Here is an 18225-nt window from a genome sequence, read left to right on the forward strand (position 1 = left end):
CTAAGAAGGACCTTCATGCTTCAGTGAAGTTGCCGCAATGATGTCACAGCCACATTCCCAGTGACTCTACTGCGGTGGAGCTGTTGACTCTCGTACTATGATTTCTGGATTAAGCTTCAACGTAGTGCTGCGTTTGTTCACGCCATTGATTTGTTTCATCAGCACATCTACCGCCATTTTGCCCATTTGTACGGCAGGTTGGCGAATGGTCGTCAATCTTGGCCTTAGCTCGGAAGCCAGCGCTTGATCGTCATAGCCAATGACGGATATGTCGTCCGGAATCCGGAGGCCCGCTTGCCGCAGCGCATTGACAGCGCCGATCGCAGTGAAATCGTCTGCAGCGAACAGCCCGGTCGGCAGATCACCTTGCGCCAACCATTTTTGCACGACTTCATATCCGGATTGAATAGTGAATTCTCCTGGTTCGAGGGAGAATGGCTCCAGCCCCTCCTCTTTCAGCGCCTGCATGAAACCCCTTTCACGTTCGGTTGCACTCAGGAAATATGGCGGCCCTTGAATATGGGCGATCGATCGGTGCCCCAAATCAATAAGATGCTTTGCCGCTTCATATCCTCCCTTGAAGTTATCGACCGTCACACTTGACACTGCCGGATGATTCTTTTGGTTATCGATAAGCACAAAAGGAATTTTACGTTTTTTCAACTCCATCACGTAAGGCTCTTCATCAACGGCTGCTAATATGAGCAGGCCATCTACGCGATCCTCCTGAATGAGATAGCTCCCCGCCCCCTCCTCCAAGGGATGGTTGGCTACGGACAAGGCCAAATAGTATCCATGATCCCGCAAAAGAACCGACACCGTCTGCACGATATTGTCCAAATATGAATCCTGTAGCGTAGTTACGATCATTCCGATTACGCCTGTTTTTCCTTTCGCTAAGCTGCGTGCCGCCGCATTGGGATGATAGTCCAGTTCTTTCATCGCCTGCAGTACCTTTTGACGATTTTTCTCTCGAACGGTACTTGCGTTGTTCAAGACACGGGATACCGTCACAACGGACAAGCCAGCTTTTTTGGCCACATCAAAAATACTGACTTTCATTAGCCTTCTCTCCTCATAGCTTCGTCGTATTGGATAGGCTTGCAACATCTAGTATAAATAATAACGAATTTAAAGCGTTATTCCAATAAATTTGAATATACTTTTTCATTCATTAAATCCTTGAAACGAAATGAAGCGGCTCCCGTATGATTATAAAAACAGTATCCTCAGGACACCCTTACCTTAGTTAACAACTTCTTAAAGGGGAAAAGGAGATGAGCGTTCCATGATCGTAGTGACAACAGAGCGTATCGCAAATTATGAAGTGACTGAAGTAATGGGCACGGCCTTCGGCGTAGTCGTGCGCGCCCGCGGAATCGGCGGAGATATTATGGCGTCGTTAAAAGGCTTGGTCGGCGGCGAAGTAAAGCAATATACGCAAATGATTGAAGACGCGCGCCGTCAGGCCATGGACCGCATGATTGAGAACGCGCATGCAATGGGCGGAGACGCCATCACGATGATGCGCTTCGACAGCGGCGATGTCGGCCAGAATATGAGCGAAATTGTAGCCTATGGAACCGTCGTCAAGCTGAAGCCGGTGCATGCATGACGACGGCACTCAATGTTCTAGTGGCGGCCCTCATCATATACGGGCTTCCTCTGCTTGGTCTAATCATTCTTATTATTATCGGCAAGAAATATTTTGATAAGCGTTATAAGCAATACGATAATCCGCTGGATGCAATCGGAGTGAACGGTGATTTCGTCCCTACGAAAGAAGTCTTCATCGACCCTCGTGACGGCTTCAAATACCAAGTGTACTACAATCCCAAGTCGGGAGAGCGCAAATATGTGCGCGTGAACCAATAATAAATAACCGCCCTCCTCTCCGGTACCGGAGAGGAGGGCGGTCGCTGTATAGGTTACGTTATGATTCCGAACGTTTCTGACTCTTCTGGTTGAAATTCACTTCCGGCGTCGTCATCTGATCATAGAATTCCAAATATTTGTCCCGATCCTCCGATGCTAACAGGGCCATGGCCGAGCGCGGATGCTCGTCAAGCGTACCCGTGACGAGGTAAGGGATCAGATATCCCCACTCCCATTTCTCGCGCGTCTGCAGCATGAAGTTCTCGATAAAGCCCAGCACCGAACGCATTTGATACTTGCTGTTCTTCAAGTGAGTCAGCAGCAGCTCCGTAGGACAGTTCCCCGCGCCCCGGCCCATGCCATACACCGATGCATCCAGCATTTCAACACCGATTTCCGCCGCAACGAGCGTATTCGAGAAAGCAAGCTGCATATTATTGTGCGTGTGCACGCCAAGCCGTTTATTCGGCAGATGTTCTTTAAATTTGTTTACCAGGTAATGAATATCATTATGATCAAGGCTGCCGTAAGAATCAACGACGTAGACCACATCGACCGGACTTTCTTTAATCATGGCGAATGCTTCCACCAAGTCGTTCTCCATTACATTGGACAGCGCCATAATATTCAACGTCGTCTCATAACCGCGTTCATGGAACACGTTCACCAGATCGAGCGCTTTGTCGACATCCTTAATGTAGCAAGCAATACGGATTAAGTCGAGCAGGCTCTCGCTGCGCGGCAAAATGTCGTTCTCGTCCACGCGGCCGATGTCAACCAGCGCCGACAGCTTCGTGGTGCCTTTTTGCGGAATGACTTTTTTCAAGAAATCGTCATCCAAAAATCGCCAAGGACCTGCTTCGTCAGCGCCCTTCAACAGCTTCGGCGAATTTTTGTAGCCAATTTCCATATAATCGACGCCTGCTTCATTCAATGAGGCATACAGGCTTTGCACAAATTCTACGCTGAAATCCCAGTTGTTCACAAGTCCGCCATCGCGAATCGTGCAGTCGATAATTTTGCAATGATTCGTTTTCATCCCGCTATCTCCTTTGCAAAAATAATTTTCTCTCCATTCTAATGGAAACTTTCACATAAAGCAAAGCAAAATAACCTGTTTTTTGCGATTAATTGAGTCACATCGCCGAACATTCACATAAAATATGTATTTTCCATGAGAAAAATCACATGTTTTTACACAAATCATATGATAAGTTCAATTTATTCATAGTGATAAAGATTATCATTCCAACTTGATTGAATAGACTTGAAAGCTGCAAACGATAGAAAGAAGGATGATTCCCATGAGCACACAGCCATCGACTGCTGCTGACATCAATACCACTCTAAGTGCGCTTAAACCCGGACAACAGGCTTGCATCTGTGATTTGACCCGTGTTCATGCAAGCATATTCCGCCGCTTGCTGGATCTGGGGGTTGAAGAAGGAACTTGCGTGCACATGAAGCGCGCCAGCCTGTTCGGCGGACCGCTTACGCTTGAAGCCAACGGACAATTGTTCGGAATCCGGCGGAGCGTTGCCCGGCTTATCGGGGTGACGCACCTATGACGACCTGGACGACGGCGCTTGTCGGCAATCCGAATACCGGCAAGACTTCCCTATTCAATGCGCTAACCCGTTCCTATGAATACGTCGGCAACTGGACCGGCGTCACCGTCGAGAAGAAAGTCGGACAGCTTCATCGCCAATCTGGAACATTGATCGATTTGCCTGGCATATACTCGTTGCATCCGATGTCGCGTGACGAGGGCGTAGCGGTTCAATATTTGCTGCGTGAAACCCCGGATACATTACTGAATGTCGTAGACGCCTCCCAGCTTGAACGCAATCTATATCTGACCGTCCAATTATTGGAGTATGGCGTTCCAACCTATGTCGCGCTGAATATGAACGACGTAGCGGAAGGCCGCGGCATCCGCATCGACGCGAACAAGCTGTCCGAAGCGCTTCAAGTCAAGGTTATTCCGGTCAACGCCCGGCGCAAGCAAGGCATAGCGGACATTATCGCGCAGCTGCAGTCTGCGCGATCCGAATCCCCCAACGAGCCAGCAGCGTTCCACTTGGATTATGGCGATGAAGTGGAAGCGGCGGTTGCGCAAATGAGCGCCGTGCTCCCGGAAACGAATGTGCCTCTTCGTTGGGTGGCGCTGCAATACTTGGAGCGCAATGAGGAGGTTCATCGCTGGGTGCGCGGCAGACTCGATCCCGTTCAGACGAGACGTCTGGACTCGATATGCGAGGAGACCGAACATCAGTTGCGCGCTCATGGTCAGGCACTGCACTTGGCGCAGCATCTGCGGTTGGTGCGGAACTCCTTCATCCGCGAAGTGTTGTCATCTTCGGTGAACATGAATGAACGGAAGCCCCACACTCTCACCGAACGAATCGATGCGATCGTCACCAACCGTTGGCTCGGCATTCCGATATTTATCGGTATCCTATATCTGATGTTCAAAGCGACCTTTGAATGGCTCGGCACTCCGCTCTCGGATGCATTGGATGCCTTCTTCTCGGGTCCGTTAACCGCCGGCGTTTCGTCCTTGTTAGAGACCATTGGCGCTTCATCCTTTACCCATGCGCTCCTGGAGGAAGGCATTATCGCCGGTGTGGGCGGCGTGCTCGTCTTCGTGCCGCAAATTTTCATCCTGTTCTTGTTCATCTCGTTCATCGAAGATTCGGGTTATATGGCGCGGGTTACGATCGTCATGGACCGGCTGATGGAAGCCGTCGGATTGAACGGCAAAGCGTTCATCCCCTTCGTCATCGGCTTCGGCTGCAACGTGCCCGGCATCATGGCCGCCCGCACGATCGAACAGCCGCGGGAACGGCTCGTTACGACGCTGCTCGTGCCCCTCATGTCCTGTTCAGCACGTCTGTCGGTCTATGCCCTGTTTGCCGGCGTCTTTTTTGAAAGCCATCAGGCGCTGGTCGTGCTCTCGCTTTATTTGCTTGGCATCGTGCTTTCCTTGTTGCTCGCGAAGCTCTTCACGAAGCGGTTGATGAAGGAAGAGCAAAGCGTATTCGTCGTAGAGCTCCCGCCGTACCGCATGCCGCAATGGCAGACCCTGTTCCGCAGCACGTGGGAGAAAGGGAAAGGCTTTGTCCGCAAAGCCGGAACCTTCATTCTGGGAGGGTCGGTGTTAATCTGGCTCATGACTTATGCGGGGCCGGGCGGATTCGGAGTAGAGATGGACGACAGCTTCTTGGCCCGCATCGGCGGCTTGCTCGCACCGCTGTTCATTCCGCTCGGATTCGGAACTTGGCAGGCCGGAGCAGCCTTAATTACCGGCTTTTTGGCCAAAGAAATTGTCGTATCGACCATGAATATCATCTATCATGCTCCGGATGCGGCGCTATTGGAAGCGCAAATTGCCCAAGCCTTTACGCCGCTATCCGCCTTTACGTTCTGCGCATTTATTCTTCTGTACGTCCCATGTCTGGCAACGGTCGGAATATTGCGCAAAGAGACGTCTTCATGGGGCTGGACGGCGTTCGCAATCGGATATTCCTTCGTCATTGCTTACGTTGTTGCGCTCCTCATTACCGGCGTCGGGCGGCTGCTCGGCTATGCTTAGGAAGAAGGTCATTTTCATGCCATGGATAGAAATCGGATTCGTTGCCATTATTTTTGCTTATGCCATCTGGATGGTTGTCCGTCACGTTCGAAAAAGCAAGCAAGGAGCATGCGCTTCTTGCGCCCTGAATCGCTCCTGCACGTCGGCATGTTCCGCCGCCGAGCCGCAGGCAGACCGAAACAGCCTCGACAGCCGCAACCTGCCCCAATAACGCGCGAGGGTGAACCATTCCTTCAGGAACGGCTCACCCTCGTCTTATTATGCTCAGCTCTCTGCTATGGTATTGTCAACAGTGTCGTCAACGGAATGTGGCTTCCCCGCCGTGTGCGAATCTCTTCGATCGTCTCCATGAAGCGCCGCTCCGCTTCGCCCAGATACGCATCTCCCCTGCGAATATACACGACCGACACCTTGTTGAATGGCCGGGGAATACGGAACACCCGCAACGCCCCTTCCTCCTCTAATTTGCTGATGGCGGCCCGCGGCACGACTGTGATGCCGAGTCCGGCGACCACGGTGCCGATTATCGTCTCAAGTGTGCCGAATTCCATTACTTTCGTGGGCGAGATTCCCTCTTGCTGCAGCCATTCCTCCAGCTTGGCGCGATAACCGCAGCCTTTGCGGAAGACGAGCAGCGGCCGATGCAGAAGCTCGCGAACATGATCAGCCCACATCTGCCCCTCCATGACGCCGCGGCCGCAGACGAGCACCAGCTCCTCGTCGAATACGGGATGCTGCTCCACGTTGGCTGCCGTCACCGGTCCGGAGACGAAGGCGCCGTCCAGCCTATATTCAAGCACCTCTTCCGTCAGCTTCTCAGTAACGCCAGTCACTAACGAGAGGTCTACCTTCGAGTACTTCTGATAGAACAGACTAAGGATATCCGGCAAGCCGACGACAGTCTCTACCGAACCGATAAGCAAGGAGCCGGCAGGGTCATCCGTATCTTGAAATGCCTTCCTCATCTCGTTCATCAGCTGAGTCATGCGCTCCGCATAATACAGCAGCTTGCGCCCTTCCGCATTCAGCATCATGCCCCTGCGGTGGCGATGGAACAGCGGATGGCCGAGCTCTTGCTCCAGCAAGCGGATGCGAGCGGTGACGTTGGATTGAACATAGCCCATTTCCTCGGCGGCACGGCTCACGCTGCCATGCTCGACAACGGCCATAAAGATATGAATATCACTTACGTCCATGCTGATGGCTCCTTCATGATGATCCTTCACAGTAAGTGTGAGCTATTATTCTAAGTGATATCTTAAATCACTTTCAATTGTTTTACAAGATATTAAAAAAGTCATATGATGAATGTCATTGAGTCGCAAACATCAGGATTGCACTGTAGGAGTGAACATTCATCATGAGTAAGAAACATTTCTGGCAAGGAGCGTTATTCTGCCTCTTCGCCGCTGTTGCGTGGGGCGCCATGTTCCCCATCGCCGAGAGCGCGCTGCATCATATTGATCCGTTCTGGTTCTCGGGAATACGTTACCTTGTTGTCGGCTTGCTGTTGGCTATTATTCTTGGTTTCAAAGAAGGAAGGCGGGCTTTTCGCACCGAAGGCCGCGGCTTGAAGCTGTGGGTGCTCGGCGCGCTCGCGTTTACCATATATAACTTCGGCGTATTTTGGGGACAGCAACAGCTTGGCAAGTCAGGCGTGCTGCTCGCTTCGATTATGGAATCATTCATGCCGATGCTTGCCGTATTGTTCGTATGGCTGGTCACCCGCAAGCGTCCGAATAGTTGGACCTTAAGCTGTGTCATCGTCGCTTTCATCGGCGTGCTCTTCGTCGTCACGAAAGGCGATTTCGCCACACTCGCGAATGGCGGCTTGCAATTGCTGCCCCTGCTGTCCGTGTTTGCCGGTGTAACCGGTTGGGTCATCTTTACCGTGAGCAGCGATCAATTCTCAGGCTGGTCGGCGCTGCGGTTCTCGGCACTAACCTCGCTGTACGGCGGAGTTACGACATTTGCCATCGTCTTGATAATGACGGCGCTTGGCATCGTCGATGCGCCGGCTGCCGGCACCATCGTCAATATTATGCCTGAGATGCTATTCATGATTGTTGTAGCCGGATTGCTCGCACTCTTAAGCTGGATTCAAGGCATCCAGAGATTGCATGCCATTAACGGAATGCTGTTCATCAACTTCGTGCCGGCAACTACCTTTATTATATCTGTCATTCAAGGCTACTCCGTGTCCGGGGCGGAAATGTTCGGAACGCTGCTTATCGTGTGCGCGCTCATCGTCAACAACATCATTAGCCGCCGGTCACCTGCAGAGGCAACAGCGAAAGCTGCAGCCGCGCCGAAGCCAGTTCACGGACGCGTTCCGAAAAAGCATACGCACGCTCCGACAGGATAAAAGGAAAACAATCGACTACCGATAACAAACTAGACTTCACATAACCCTACAAGGTTGAAATTACCCCTACAAACAACAAGGGAGAGGCCCGATAGCCTCTCCCTTGTTGTTGTGTATTCATATATTATCAATGCGTGAAATGAGCGGCTCTACTTCGCCAGCACCGTTTCCGTAATCGTGCGCACCATAACCCCGGTCGCCCCTTTCGGATCAACACCGCGGCCACTGCCCAAAAAGGCCGTGCCTGCGATATCCAAGTGCACCCAAGGCAGATCGTCAGCGAAGGTGCCCACGAACAGACCGGCCGTAATCGTGCCTGCGCCGCCTGGAATGGCATTGCGGACGTCAGCCACATCGCTCTTCAGCATATCCCAATATTCTTGGTTGGAAGGAAGCTCCCACACCAGCTCATTCGTGCGCGCCGCAGCCGCTTTGAACTGGCCGAAGAACTCGTCGTTGTTCGTTACGACTCCGGTCGTAATGCTGCCTAGCGCCACCCCGACAGCGCCCGTCAACGTTGCAACGTCAATCAGCTTGCTTGCGCCAAGCTCTTTGGCATACGTCATACCGTCTGCCAGAACCAGCCGGCCTTCAGCATCCGTATTGAGCACTTCAATCGTGCGTCCGCTGTAGGAGGTCAACACATCACCCGGCTTCAACGCATTGCCCGCAGGCATATTCTCTGCCGAAGCGACCACGCACAGCACGTTCGCTTGGGGACGAATGCGGCCGATCGCCGCCATTGCGCCGAGTACCGCCGCTGCGCCGCCCATGTCGCAAATCATCTCGTCCATATTGCCCGCGCGCTTCAAGGAAATGCCGCCCGTGTCGAACGTAATCCCTTTGCCGACAAGACCATAGACGTCTGTCCATTCGTCTTTGCCTTGATATTTCAGCACAATCATGCGCGGCGGATTCACGCTGCCTTTACCGACGCCGAGAAGACCGCCCATGCCTTTCTCTTCGACTTGCTTCTCATCGAGAACGTGGGCCTCGAAGCCGTGTTCCTTCGCAAGCTCAAGAGCCGCTTCAGCAAGCGTGCTCGGGTACAATACGTTCCCTGGCAGATTCGTTAGATCGCGCGCAAACGTCGTACCGTACGCATAGGCGGTTCCACGTTCTGCGCCTTCCGTCCAAGCCGCTTCAGCAAGACCTTCCGCACACAGCGTGAACGATGCGAATTCATGTGCCGGCTTGGCGTCTTTCTTGTACGTGACGCGCTGATAAGCGCCTAGCATAAAGCCTTCCACCATCGCATGAGCCATCGCCTTCGCGTCTTCCCCCGCAGCCTGCACGAGCTCCTGAGGAACGATGACCGAGATGCGTCCGAGACGAAGCTTCACTGCTTCGCGAGCGGCTTCCGCCAACATCAAGCGAACTTGCTTGACCGTTAACGCTTCCTCCTTGCGGCCAATGGCGATAAGCACAGGCGCTTGCTCTTGTCCCGTCGGGACAACATACGTCTTGCAGCAGCCCGCTTCGAACAACCCGCGGCGCACCGCTTCCGCGCATGCTTCTGCGCCGGGGAAACCTGACGCCAGCTCGAACTCCGCTTTGGTACCGATAACGATTACGGCGTCCGCTTCAACCTGATTTGATGCCAAGGCTTGTGCTTGAACCTTAACATCTTGCAACCATGTCACATTTGCTAGTTTCATTTATGTACCATCCCTTTGTATAAAAATGATGATGCCAAATGCCCTCCATATTGTACCACAAGTTCAAATCCGGTACGAGACGGAGGACCATTTGCCATTTAAAGCGATTGCAATCTCGGGATGATGTTATTCAGCCTTACGCCAACGGCAGACGTATGACGAACTCCGTCCACGCCTCTTCCTTGCTGTCCACGGTGATCGTTCCCCCGTGATTTTTAATAATCCGGTAGCTGACTGACAGGCCGAGGCCGGTGCCTTCTTCCTTCGTAGTGAAGAAGGGATCGAACAATCGTTCCAACGTCTTATGATCCATGCCTTTGCCGTTGTCGTGAATTTTGATCGATACATACATTCCTTCTTGTTGAGTCGAGATGCGGATTAATCCTTTCCGCTTGGTGTGAACGTGATCAATTGCATCGATGGCGTTGCGAATCATATTTAGAATGACTTGCTTAATTTGCTTGACGTCAATTGATACAAAAAGAGAGCCTGCCTCAGAATGATCCGTCAATTCGATTTCGCAGCCTTTCATAAGCGCGTCGCTCTCGGTAAGGAGGACCACTTCCCGAAGGAGGGATGAGATAGGAACTTCTGAGGTCATCGGGGCTGAAGGTTTCGAAGAGTTCAGAAATTCAAAAATGATATCGTTGGCCCGGTCGATTTCGGCTAAAATAATCCGGGCATACTCTTCTTTTCCCAGTTGCATCAAATGCGGACGCAGCAACTGAATAAAGCCGCGGATAGAGGTCAGCGGATTGCGGATTTCGTGGGCGATCGCCGCTGCAATCTTGCCGAGTATAGCCAGTTTGTCATTTTGATAAGCGGTTTGTTCAATCCGTTTGAAATCCGATACGTCTTTGATGCTGAACAAATAGTCGCCATCCATCTGGTCTCCGTACGTAACGGTAACAAGATAATGCCTGTCATTTCGATCGGAGAATTCATGATAGCGCTTTCTTCTCAAAATGGTATCTTTGTAGAGCCGTAAAATCATTTTGCGCTTGTCCCTCTTTAAAAGCGGGTGGAGGAGCAATTCGAGCAAGGAACATCCTACCAATGCCTTGCGGGGAACGTCGAGCAGCTTCGCCGTCTCAACATTGATAAAGGACAGCACCCCGCTGCTGTCAAACAGCACAATTCCGCTATCCATCTGTTGCAGCACGTTTTCATACTTATTGCGTACGCTCTGGGTGGAGTACAACGCCTGTGCGGACTGAATCCAAGGCTCGCGAATCGGGTCTAAAACCATTGCATTCCCCTCCTTGCTTCCCTGTTCTGTCTTGATAGCCGTAATCCATTCCATGAAATAAATGAACGAACGATTAAGCGCCTTTATGCCTTCATCCATTTCGACATGGGATAGCACGGTGAACAACGCTTCCTCATGGATGCTTAATACATCCCGGGGGTCCAATTGATTCGTAGCGCAGGCCGAATCTCTCACTTGCTGCAAGTCTTGCTCGCCGCCGTTCAGGATATAGTGCCGCAACCCATTGATGTAACGTTGTTTCCATTCCGATTGATTACGTTCTTCCTTCGCACTCAGCGCATTCAATTGTGACTCACCTCATTATACGGCAACCGTTTCCGTCCCATAGGTTCGTTCCAACAGTACCATCATAGTAAACTTTTGGCAAAAGCGTCAACCCATTATTATGTCGAAAATAGACAAATAAACTCGCATCCTCTAAAGGTAACTTAAAGGCTCGGCGCGAGATTACGCATGTGAAAGAAGGCGAGTTCGTCCGCCTTAGTCGAATCGGCCCACCATTGGCCAATGCGCTTTAGGACTTATGACAACCGTCGCCTCCTGCCATCGCATCCAGCATCCGCTGGAATGCCTGTCGCCTTCCGCTTCCTACTTCTGCTTCAATAACTGCGCCTTGCGGCGGCTCATCAGCGCCAGACGGCGCTTCAACTGAGATTCCCACTGCGCATCGTTCCACTGTTTCGCCAAAGCCAGCAGGTCCAGCGCATTATCAATCTGGTTCTTCACGAGTTCGAGCGGATCATCATTCTCATGATTGATGCAGTTCTCGAACAGCCGGCCGTCTTCCGAGGTGACATAATCACGGAAGTCAACTTCCTCCGCACCGTCGCTTTGCGCATATTCCGCCAGTATTTCATACTCATTTTCCACTAAAAAATGCACTTCAATGCGATGACATACCGGACAAAGCAACAGGGGAACATTATGAATGCGAGTCCGATAATGCTGCAGCGTACCATTGGTCCCAATCATGCTTGCTCCACAACAAAAGCTCATGTTCTCCCTCCTCGCATGGATCCATTGAAGACTAGATTGATGTAGATTATTCGCCGCTCTCCCGCTCAATTCCTTTTTTTTACTCCAACTTCCTCCCAATGTCCTATTTCAAATCCGTGTCCACGTATATCACCAAGCCATAAAGCATATAGATGTGGAACAATCTTTGAAATGGGGGCGTGCGTGTGAAACCGAATGTGCTGTTTGTGTCCTCTAAGCAAATTCAGTATTTACGCTACGACAAAGTGAATCATGAATTGATTGTACACTATGCTACCGGGGAAACGGCGGCCTATCCGTCGGTGCCCGAAAGCTGGTATGAGCGTTTGCTTCATTCGGAGAACCGGTATGACGAATTCATGCGCTTGACGGAAAGCGTAATGAAGAAGCCGGCGGAGAAGCATTGCTGATCAGGCCGATGCAGCGGCTTAGCTTCATTGTTTTTGAGCTTCATTTTCATAGGTTCTCAATACGCTTTTCAAATATTCACCAAACATCAGACATGAAACCCGGCAGTACTGGATAAGTATAGTCTCGGGTCCCATTTGTAAATTACCGATGTTATCCGAAAGGGGGAGAACTCTCATCCGCTCACCTATCCAAGACAAATGGTCTTCACGCCGGCATTATTCGGTCATCCACCTGATGGTCAAAGATCCATATACCTTATTTGCGTACTGGGACATAACCGATCGCAAGCGCGCAGCCACAGAACAACACTACCGCATGAGTTGGCACCGACTAACCAAGAAAATCCGATTGTATGCCGTAACGGATCAACAAGAGCTGCAGTCCGGATCGGTCCATTATTTCGATGTGAATCTCGAGCATCTGGAACAGGATAGGGATTCCGTCTACATCCATTCCATCGAGCCGGACCAATCTTACATAGCAGATTACGGTCTTCTTAACTCATCGTTGCAATTTATACCTGTTGTACGCTCTGCAGCCATTCGCACTCCCCGTAGTCTCTCGGCAGCATCCGCCGATTCGGAAGAGACGGCAGCGGCGCGAATCACTTCGTTGTCCGCCCAACCTCCGTCGTCCGAATCGTCCTCACCCTTTGAACAATTCTCTGCTTACACGTTATATCCAAATCGAGAAGGAGTCCGTAAATGAACGCAATCACGTTGTATCCGTCAGCCGCGCCAACGCAGAACGAGGGACAGATCGCCTTGATCCTGCATGCGCATTTGCCTTATGTGCGTCACCCGGAGCGGCCGAATTCATTGGAAGAACGCTGGTACTTCGAAGCGATGATGGAAACGTATTTGCCTCTGATAGACGTCTTTCGCCAGCTCGAGCAAGATAACGTTCCGTTCCGCATTACGATGACGCTGTCGCCCACGCTCCTGTCGATGATGGACGATATGGTGCTGCAATCCCGATTCGAAGAGCATTTGAAGAACTCCATCCGGCTTGCGCGTTCCGAGACGAAGCGGCTGCACACGGACAACGAGCTGCAGCCCGTCGCCATCATGTATCTGGATCGTTGGCTCAAATGGTTGCATTTATATCGCGAATGCAAGGGCCGCGTCATCGAGTGGTTCCGTCATTTTGTCCAAAAAGGATGGCTGGAATGCATCACCTGCGCCGCCACTCACGCCTTTCTTCCGCTCATCAAGCATCCGGAGATGGCCAGCGCTCAGATTGAAATCGGAGCGCGCGAGCACGAACGGCTGCTGGGACAACGGCCAGAAGGCATATGGCTGCCGGAATGCGCCTATTCCCCCGAGCTGTCTTCGCTCCTGCGGGCAAGCGGAATCCGGTATTTCATGGTCGATCAACTTAGCTTGCTGACGGCACAGCCCCGGAAGGATCGGCTTCAATATGCTCCCGTCATGACAGAAGACGGTGTATTCGCCTTTGCCCGGGACCCGGATTCATCCCGCCAAGTCTGGAGCAGCTATGAAGGCTATCCCGGAGATTGCGATTACCGGGAATATTACCGCGACATCGGCTTTGATTTGGGCTGGAATAACGAAGAGGAATGGAATTATATCCGCCCCTATATATTGGAGGATGGAGCAAGGCTGAACACGGGCATGAAATACTACCGCATTACAGGAGCGGGCTCTGACAAAACTCCCTACCGTTTGGATTGGGCTCTGCGCAAGGTGCGGGAGCACGCCAAGCATTTCCTGGACAGCCGGGAGCGCCAGCTCGTTCAGGCGCAGACATGGATGGATCGGGCGCCCCTTGTCGTCTGCCCCTATGACGCAGAATTGTTCGGTCATTGGTGGTTTGAAGGACCGCTGTGGATTGAAGCCCTGTTCCGCGAGCAGCATGCCCGCCGGGAACGGAATAAGCAGCGGACGAAATTCGTCGCGCCAAGCGATTATATTGCGGCCTATCCGGCCAGCGAACAGGCGGATCTGTCCTTCAGCAGCTGGGGGCGGGGCGGATATGCCGACGTATGGCTGCAAGAGCGCAACGATTGGATATATAAGCATCTTCATCATGCGGAAGATCGGCTATTGCATCATGCGCAGCGGCTGCAGGGCAGCTGGGGGTTCACACCGGTTCAAGAACGAATCATGAATAGGGCGTTGAAGGAATGGATGCTCGCTGCCAGCAGTGACTGGGCGTTCATCCTGGATGCCGGCACCGTGACGGAATACGCCGCAGGACGGACCCGGCAGCATCTCGGGCGCTGTCATTTGCTGCTCGATATGCTCGAACAAAAGGTTTATGACCAGGTTCAGCTGCAACAAATGGAGGCGGAATATCCCTGCTTCGAGACAGCCGATTATCGCCTTCTGCTTTCGGGCCCGGGCTACAGCGCGACGGGCAAGGCTGACACGCCGTCATACACCGCTTTCCAGCCGTCCGCTTTCACCCCTGCTGCAAATCCCAGAGCCAAGGTCATTCTCATGCTGGCATGGGAGTTCCCGCCTCTCGTCGTAGGCGGCTTATCCCGGGCCGTGTACGATCTGTCCCGCCATTTGGCGGAGAAGCAGTGCGACGTCCATGTGGTCACGCGCGAAGTCCCGGACGCTCCATCCTATGAGTTGATGGATGGCGTGCATGTGCACCGCGTCGCGCTTATCCATTCGGTCACTCCTTTCGGCTTTATGGATTGGGTATTCCAGATGAACGCGGCCATGTCCGACGGAGTAGATGCGCTGGTCAGCAAAGGGCTGGCCTTCGATTTCCTTCATGCCCACGATTGGCTCGTCTATCCTGCTGCCCAAGACATAAAGCAAGCATTCGGCTGTCCGCTCATCGTAACCATTCACGCGACCGAGCACGGGCGCAATCACGGCCGGATTCAAGGCGAGCTGCCACAGCGCATTCATGAGATGGAATACCGGCTTGCCGAAGAAGCAGAACATGTCATTGTCTGCAGCAACTCCATGGTGCAGGAGGTCGAGCAGATCTTTTCCCTGCCGCGCCGCAAAATTACGATGATTCCGAATGGTGTCGAACTTGGAGCGGAGCCGGCTGCGATACAAAACTTGTCAAAATCAACCGTTCCCGCATCAGAACCTCCGCTTCTGTTCTATGTAGGACGGCTCGTATACGAAAAAGGAATTCACGTCCTCATCGAAGCGATGCCTCGCATTTTGCATACCGTACCAGATGCGAAGCTTATTATCGCTGGTACCGGTCCGATGAAGCAGGAACTTGAGCGCCAGGTTCAAGCCATAGGTTTGGCGGAGCATGTGCACTTTGCCGGATTCGTCCAAGATGAGATGCGGGATGCGCTGATTCAGTCCGCTCGCGTATGTGTTTTTCCGAGTCTATATGAACCGTTCGGTATCGTTGCACTGGAAGCCATGCGCTTCGGCACGCCGGTTGTCGTGTCCGACACGGGTGGATTGGCAGAGATCGTGGATCATGGCGTTGATGGCTACAAAGCGCTGCCGGGCCATGTTGAATCCCTCGCTTGGCATATCACCGACATGCTGTCGCATCCGGATCACGCGGCGGAGATGGCTGCCCGAGCGCTCTACAAGGTGCGCACGCAATACGATTGGAACACGATAGCTGTGTCTACGAGACAAGTATATGAAGGAGTGATCGCTCGATGAAAGCCGTCATCATGGCTGGTGGAAAAGGAACACGTCTGCGGCCGCTTACGCTAAAGACACCGAAACCTATGGTACCGTTATTGAATCGCCCTTGTATGGAATACATTATCGAGCTGTTGAAACGGTACGATATTCACCAGATCGCGGTCACGGTTCAATACTTGCCCGATGTTATTCGCAGCTATTTCGGAGACGGGTCTGACTTCGGCGTGCAGCTTCATTATTTTGAGGAGAACACTCCGCTCGGGACAGCCGGAAGCATCAAGAACGCCGCCTCCTTCCTGGATGAGACCTTTATCGTTATTAGCGGCGATGCCTTGACTGATTTCAATTTGCGTCAAGCCATCCAATATCATAAGCGGAAGCATGCACTCGCCACGATGATATTGACGCAAGTCCGTTCCCCGTTGGATTACGGTGTAGTCATGACGGATGAAGAGGGGAAAGTGACTCGCTTTCTGGAAAAGCCCAGCTGGAGCGAAGTGTTCAGCGATACCGTAAATACCGGCATTTACGTGCTGGAGCCTGAAATACTGTCGTGGATTCCGGAACGGGAGACCTACGATTTCAGCATGCAGCTCTTCCCTGCTCTGCTGCGGGAGGATAAGCCGCTATATGGTTACGTAGCGAATGGGTACTGGTCGGATGTCGGCAGCCTGCATCAGTATCGCCAGACACAGTTCGATATGCTTGACCGGAAAGTCGAAGTGCGCATACCGGCTGCCGAGCCGATGCCCGGCTTATTCGTAGAGCACGGGGTGCGTCTGCCATCGCGGCTGCGCCTAAGCGGGCCATCTTATATCGGAGCGGGCTGCACGCTGCACCCTTCGTCAGCGGTTGGCCCATACACGATTCTCGGCGCGGGAAACGTGATTCATTCGTACAGCTCACTGGAGCGAACGATCGTATGGGATGGCAGCCATATCGGCAGCCACTGCGATATCCAAGATGCAATCGTGCTGCACCGCACGCTGATTGGCAATGACGTCCATATTCAAGAAGGAGCCGTTATCGGGCACGGCTGCGCGTTGGGAGACAAGTCTCATATTCGCCCCCAAGTCAAGTTATGGCCGGACAAAAAGATCCAGCCTCATAGCACGGTCCATACTTCATTGATATGGAGCGAAGAGGCGCCTGCCGCTCTCTTCGGCGGCAAAGGAATTGTCGGCAGGGCGAATGGAGACATTACCCCCGAATTTGCCGGCAAGCTTGCAGCCGCATATGGCTCCGTTCTCCCCTCCGACGCTGCAGTTGTTCTCGGTTCGGGAACGCATCCCTTCGACACGCTATTAAAAAGCGTGTTCGCCGCCGGCCTGCGTTCGCTCGGCATCCACGTCACCGATATCGGCGCTGCCTCCATGGAGTGCACCCGCTTTGCTGTGCAGACGCTGAAGGCAGACGGAGCGGTTCACGTGCAGCTCTACGCGGCAAGCAACGATTTGCAAGCTGAACAGGTCATGATTCAATGGACGGATGCCCAAGGAATGCCGATAGCCAAGGGCCTGGAACGCAAAATTGAGAATGCTTATTTTCAAGAGGATTTTGCAAGGGGCGCCATCGATCGGGTTGGACGGTGGAAAGGCTATGATCATGCCATTCCGGATTATATCGAAGCGCTGCGCCGTGCGGGTGATTTCGAACTGATCCAGGATGCTTGTTTTTCCATCGTCGTACAGTCCACCTCGTCCGAGGCTTCTACAACGGAACGTTTCGCTGCTATGCTGGGCGGAACAAGGGTGCACACCCTATCGGCCCAGCCGAATCCGGCAGCGATCATCGAGCATGTCCGCAATATTCAGGCTCAGATTGGCGTCATGTTGAATGAAGACGGCACCTTCCAGCTCGTTACGGACGAAGGAACGCTCATTCATGAAGACACATTGCTTCCCCTCATCGTGCTCGCCTTGGCGAAGTCAGGTATCCATGCGAGCGTAGGTGTTCCTGTCAGCGCTCCGGTTACGGTGGAGCAAGTCGCCGCGAACAGCGGCATCCGCATCGTGCGGACGAAGGAGCCGCTGCGCGCCCGTATGGAAGCAACGAACGGGCTGCCCTTCTCCCCGTTCGCCCATCGTTTGTATGCGGTAGGTCTCATCTTGCAGCTCATGGCAGCTGAGCAGCGATCCTTGCGCGATCTTGTCGCAAGCATGCCGTCGGTTCACACGGCGAAGGAGCAAGTCCCTTGCGCCCTGCACGAGAAGGGCGGCATAATGCGGGAGCTGATGGAATGGGTCCGCCGGGAATCGGTTCAGGCAGAATGTCTGGATGGGGTTCGCATTCAATCCGAAGAAGGCTGGATTCTCATTCAACCGGATCAAGACGAACCGCTGTTTCATATTATCGCGCAGGCGGAAAGCCCCGCGAAGGCACGCATTTTGGCTCATGAATTTGCAGGGAAATTAACGAATACGCAACCTTTGATAAGGAAGTGATGA

General features: G+C 52.7%; 16 protein-coding genes. 10 read left to right on the plus strand and 6 right to left on the minus strand.

Annotated features, from left to right (window positions below; all coding sequences use genetic code 11):
* Positions 1-66: 66 nt before the first annotated feature.
* Positions 67-1062, minus strand: coding sequence for a LacI family DNA-binding transcriptional regulator (locus tag JSQ80_RS04465; protein ID WP_087433378.1), 996 nt, complete (start codon positions 1060-1062; stop codon positions 67-69).
* A 226-nt stretch (positions 1063-1288) separates the two neighbouring features.
* Between JSQ80_RS04465 and JSQ80_RS04470 the strand changes: the two genes are divergently transcribed.
* Positions 1289-1615: a YbjQ family protein gene (locus tag JSQ80_RS04470; RefSeq protein WP_019421390.1), complete on the plus strand. Its 327-nt coding sequence runs from the start codon at positions 1289-1291 to the stop codon at positions 1613-1615.
* Positions 1612-1875 carry an HD family phosphohydrolase gene (locus JSQ80_RS04475; RefSeq protein WP_206094496.1) on the plus strand — a complete coding sequence of 88 codons (264 nt, stop codon included), beginning with the start codon at positions 1612-1614 and terminating at the stop codon, positions 1873-1875. The genes JSQ80_RS04470 and JSQ80_RS04475 overlap by 4 nt, the downstream gene beginning before the upstream one ends.
* Positions 1876-1933: 58 nt before the next feature.
* Here the strand turns inward: JSQ80_RS04475 and JSQ80_RS04480 are convergent, their stop codons facing one another.
* Positions 1934-2914, minus strand: coding sequence for an aldolase catalytic domain-containing protein (locus JSQ80_RS04480; protein WP_206094497.1), 981 nt, complete (start codon positions 2912-2914; stop codon positions 1934-1936).
* A gap of 265 nt (positions 2915-3179) precedes the next feature.
* Between JSQ80_RS04480 and JSQ80_RS04485 the strand changes: the two genes are divergently transcribed.
* Genes JSQ80_RS04485 through JSQ80_RS04495 form a run of 3 tightly spaced genes read left to right on the plus strand, consistent with a single transcriptional unit; the run spans position 3180 to position 5681 of the window.
* Positions 3180-3443 (plus strand): FeoA family protein, encoded by a 264-nt coding sequence (locus JSQ80_RS04485; RefSeq protein ID WP_206094498.1) that lies wholly within the window; start codon positions 3180-3182, stop codon positions 3441-3443.
* Complete coding sequence (gene feoB, locus JSQ80_RS04490; protein ID WP_206094499.1) at positions 3440-5470, plus strand: ferrous iron transport protein B; 2031 nt, start codon at positions 3440-3442, stop codon at positions 5468-5470. Before JSQ80_RS04485 ends, feoB begins: the two co-directional genes overlap by 4 nt.
* A gap of 16 nt (positions 5471-5486) precedes the next feature.
* Entirely contained in the window at positions 5487-5681 is a 195-nt protein-coding gene (locus JSQ80_RS04495; protein ID WP_206094500.1) for a FeoB-associated Cys-rich membrane protein, read from the plus strand.
* A 64-nt stretch (positions 5682-5745) separates the two neighbouring features.
* Here the strand turns inward: JSQ80_RS04495 and JSQ80_RS04500 are convergent, their stop codons facing one another.
* Positions 5746-6666 (minus strand): LysR family transcriptional regulator, encoded by a 921-nt coding sequence (locus tag JSQ80_RS04500; protein WP_206094501.1) that lies wholly within the window; start codon positions 6664-6666, stop codon positions 5746-5748.
* Between the two features lie 164 nt (positions 6667-6830).
* Between JSQ80_RS04500 and JSQ80_RS04505 the strand changes: the two genes are divergently transcribed.
* Complete coding sequence (locus JSQ80_RS04505; protein WP_206094502.1) at positions 6831-7835, plus strand: DMT family transporter; 1005 nt, start codon at positions 6831-6833, stop codon at positions 7833-7835.
* A gap of 149 nt (positions 7836-7984) precedes the next feature.
* Here the strand turns inward: JSQ80_RS04505 and JSQ80_RS04510 are convergent, their stop codons facing one another.
* The 3 genes from JSQ80_RS04510 to JSQ80_RS04520 form a co-directional block, all read right to left on the minus strand.
* Entirely contained in the window at positions 7985-9493 is a 1509-nt protein-coding gene (locus JSQ80_RS04510) for a leucyl aminopeptidase (RefSeq protein ID WP_206094503.1), read from the minus strand.
* 136 nt (positions 9494-9629) lie between these two features.
* A complete protein-coding gene (locus JSQ80_RS04515) occupies positions 9630-11048 on the minus strand; it encodes an ATP-binding protein (RefSeq protein ID WP_087433368.1) in 1419 nt (472 codons plus the stop codon).
* A gap of 303 nt (positions 11049-11351) precedes the next feature.
* On the minus strand, positions 11352-11759 hold the full coding sequence (locus tag JSQ80_RS04520) for a hypothetical protein (RefSeq protein ID WP_087433367.1): 408 nt from the start codon (positions 11757-11759) through the stop codon (positions 11352-11354).
* 185 nt (positions 11760-11944) lie between these two features.
* Between JSQ80_RS04520 and JSQ80_RS04525 the strand changes: the two genes are divergently transcribed.
* From JSQ80_RS04525 to JSQ80_RS04540, 4 genes are all read left to right on the plus strand, one after another.
* Positions 11945-12169: a KTSC domain-containing protein gene (locus JSQ80_RS04525; protein WP_087433366.1), complete on the plus strand. Its 225-nt coding sequence runs from the start codon at positions 11945-11947 to the stop codon at positions 12167-12169.
* Between the two features lie 235 nt (positions 12170-12404).
* The gene (locus JSQ80_RS04530) at positions 12405-12878 is read left to right on the plus strand and encodes a DUF4912 domain-containing protein (RefSeq protein WP_206094504.1); all 474 of its coding nucleotides are present in this window, start codon (positions 12405-12407) and stop codon (positions 12876-12878) included.
* On the plus strand, positions 12875-15793 hold the full coding sequence (locus JSQ80_RS04535) for a 1,4-alpha-glucan branching protein domain-containing protein (protein WP_206094505.1): 2919 nt from the start codon (positions 12875-12877) through the stop codon (positions 15791-15793). Before JSQ80_RS04530 ends, JSQ80_RS04535 begins: the two co-directional genes overlap by 4 nt.
* Entirely contained in the window at positions 15790-18222 is a 2433-nt protein-coding gene (locus JSQ80_RS04540; RefSeq protein ID WP_206094506.1) for a sugar phosphate nucleotidyltransferase, read from the plus strand. The genes JSQ80_RS04535 and JSQ80_RS04540 overlap by 4 nt, the downstream gene beginning before the upstream one ends.
* Positions 18223-18225 lie beyond the last annotated feature (3 nt).

Origin of the sequence: Paenibacillus apiarius (genome assembly GCF_017052585.1) — a bacterium.
Classification (GTDB): Bacteria; Bacillota; Bacilli; order Paenibacillales; family Paenibacillaceae; genus Paenibacillus_B; species Paenibacillus_B apiarius.

Bases quoted from the DNA above. Each gene is read 5' to 3' on its own strand.
- JSQ80_RS04540 (WP_206094506.1), top strand. From the start codon at position 15,790: ATGAAAGCCGTCATCATGGCTGGTGGAAAAGGAACACGTCTGCGGCCG.
- JSQ80_RS04485 (WP_206094498.1), top strand. From the start codon at position 3,180: ATGAGCACACAGCCATCGACTGCTGCTGACATCAATACCACTCTAAGT.
- feoB (WP_206094499.1), top strand. From the start codon at position 3,440: ATGACGACCTGGACGACGGCGCTTGTCGGCAATCCGAATACCGGCAAG.
- JSQ80_RS04495 (WP_206094500.1), top strand. From the start codon at position 5,487: ATGCCATGGATAGAAATCGGATTCGTTGCCATTATTTTTGCTTATGCC.
- JSQ80_RS04510 (WP_206094503.1), bottom strand. From the start codon at position 9,493: ATGAAACTAGCAAATGTGACATGGTTGCAAGATGTTAAGGTTCAAGCA.
- JSQ80_RS04520 (WP_087433367.1), bottom strand. From the start codon at position 11,759: ATGAGCTTTTGTTGTGGAGCAAGCATGATTGGGACCAATGGTACGCTG.
- JSQ80_RS04480 (WP_206094497.1), bottom strand. From the start codon at position 2,914: ATGAAAACGAATCATTGCAAAATTATCGACTGCACGATTCGCGATGGC.
- JSQ80_RS04535 (WP_206094505.1), top strand. From the start codon at position 12,875: ATGAACGCAATCACGTTGTATCCGTCAGCCGCGCCAACGCAGAACGAG.
- JSQ80_RS04465 (WP_087433378.1), bottom strand. From the start codon at position 1,062: ATGAAAGTCAGTATTTTTGATGTGGCCAAAAAAGCTGGCTTGTCCGTT.
- JSQ80_RS04500 (WP_206094501.1), bottom strand. From the start codon at position 6,666: ATGGACGTAAGTGATATTCATATCTTTATGGCCGTTGTCGAGCATGGC.
- JSQ80_RS04475 (WP_206094496.1), top strand. From the start codon at position 1,612: ATGACGACGGCACTCAATGTTCTAGTGGCGGCCCTCATCATATACGGG.
- JSQ80_RS04505 (WP_206094502.1), top strand. From the start codon at position 6,831: ATGAGTAAGAAACATTTCTGGCAAGGAGCGTTATTCTGCCTCTTCGCC.
- JSQ80_RS04470 (WP_019421390.1), top strand. From the start codon at position 1,289: ATGATCGTAGTGACAACAGAGCGTATCGCAAATTATGAAGTGACTGAA.
- JSQ80_RS04530 (WP_206094504.1), top strand. From the start codon at position 12,405: ATGGTCAAAGATCCATATACCTTATTTGCGTACTGGGACATAACCGAT.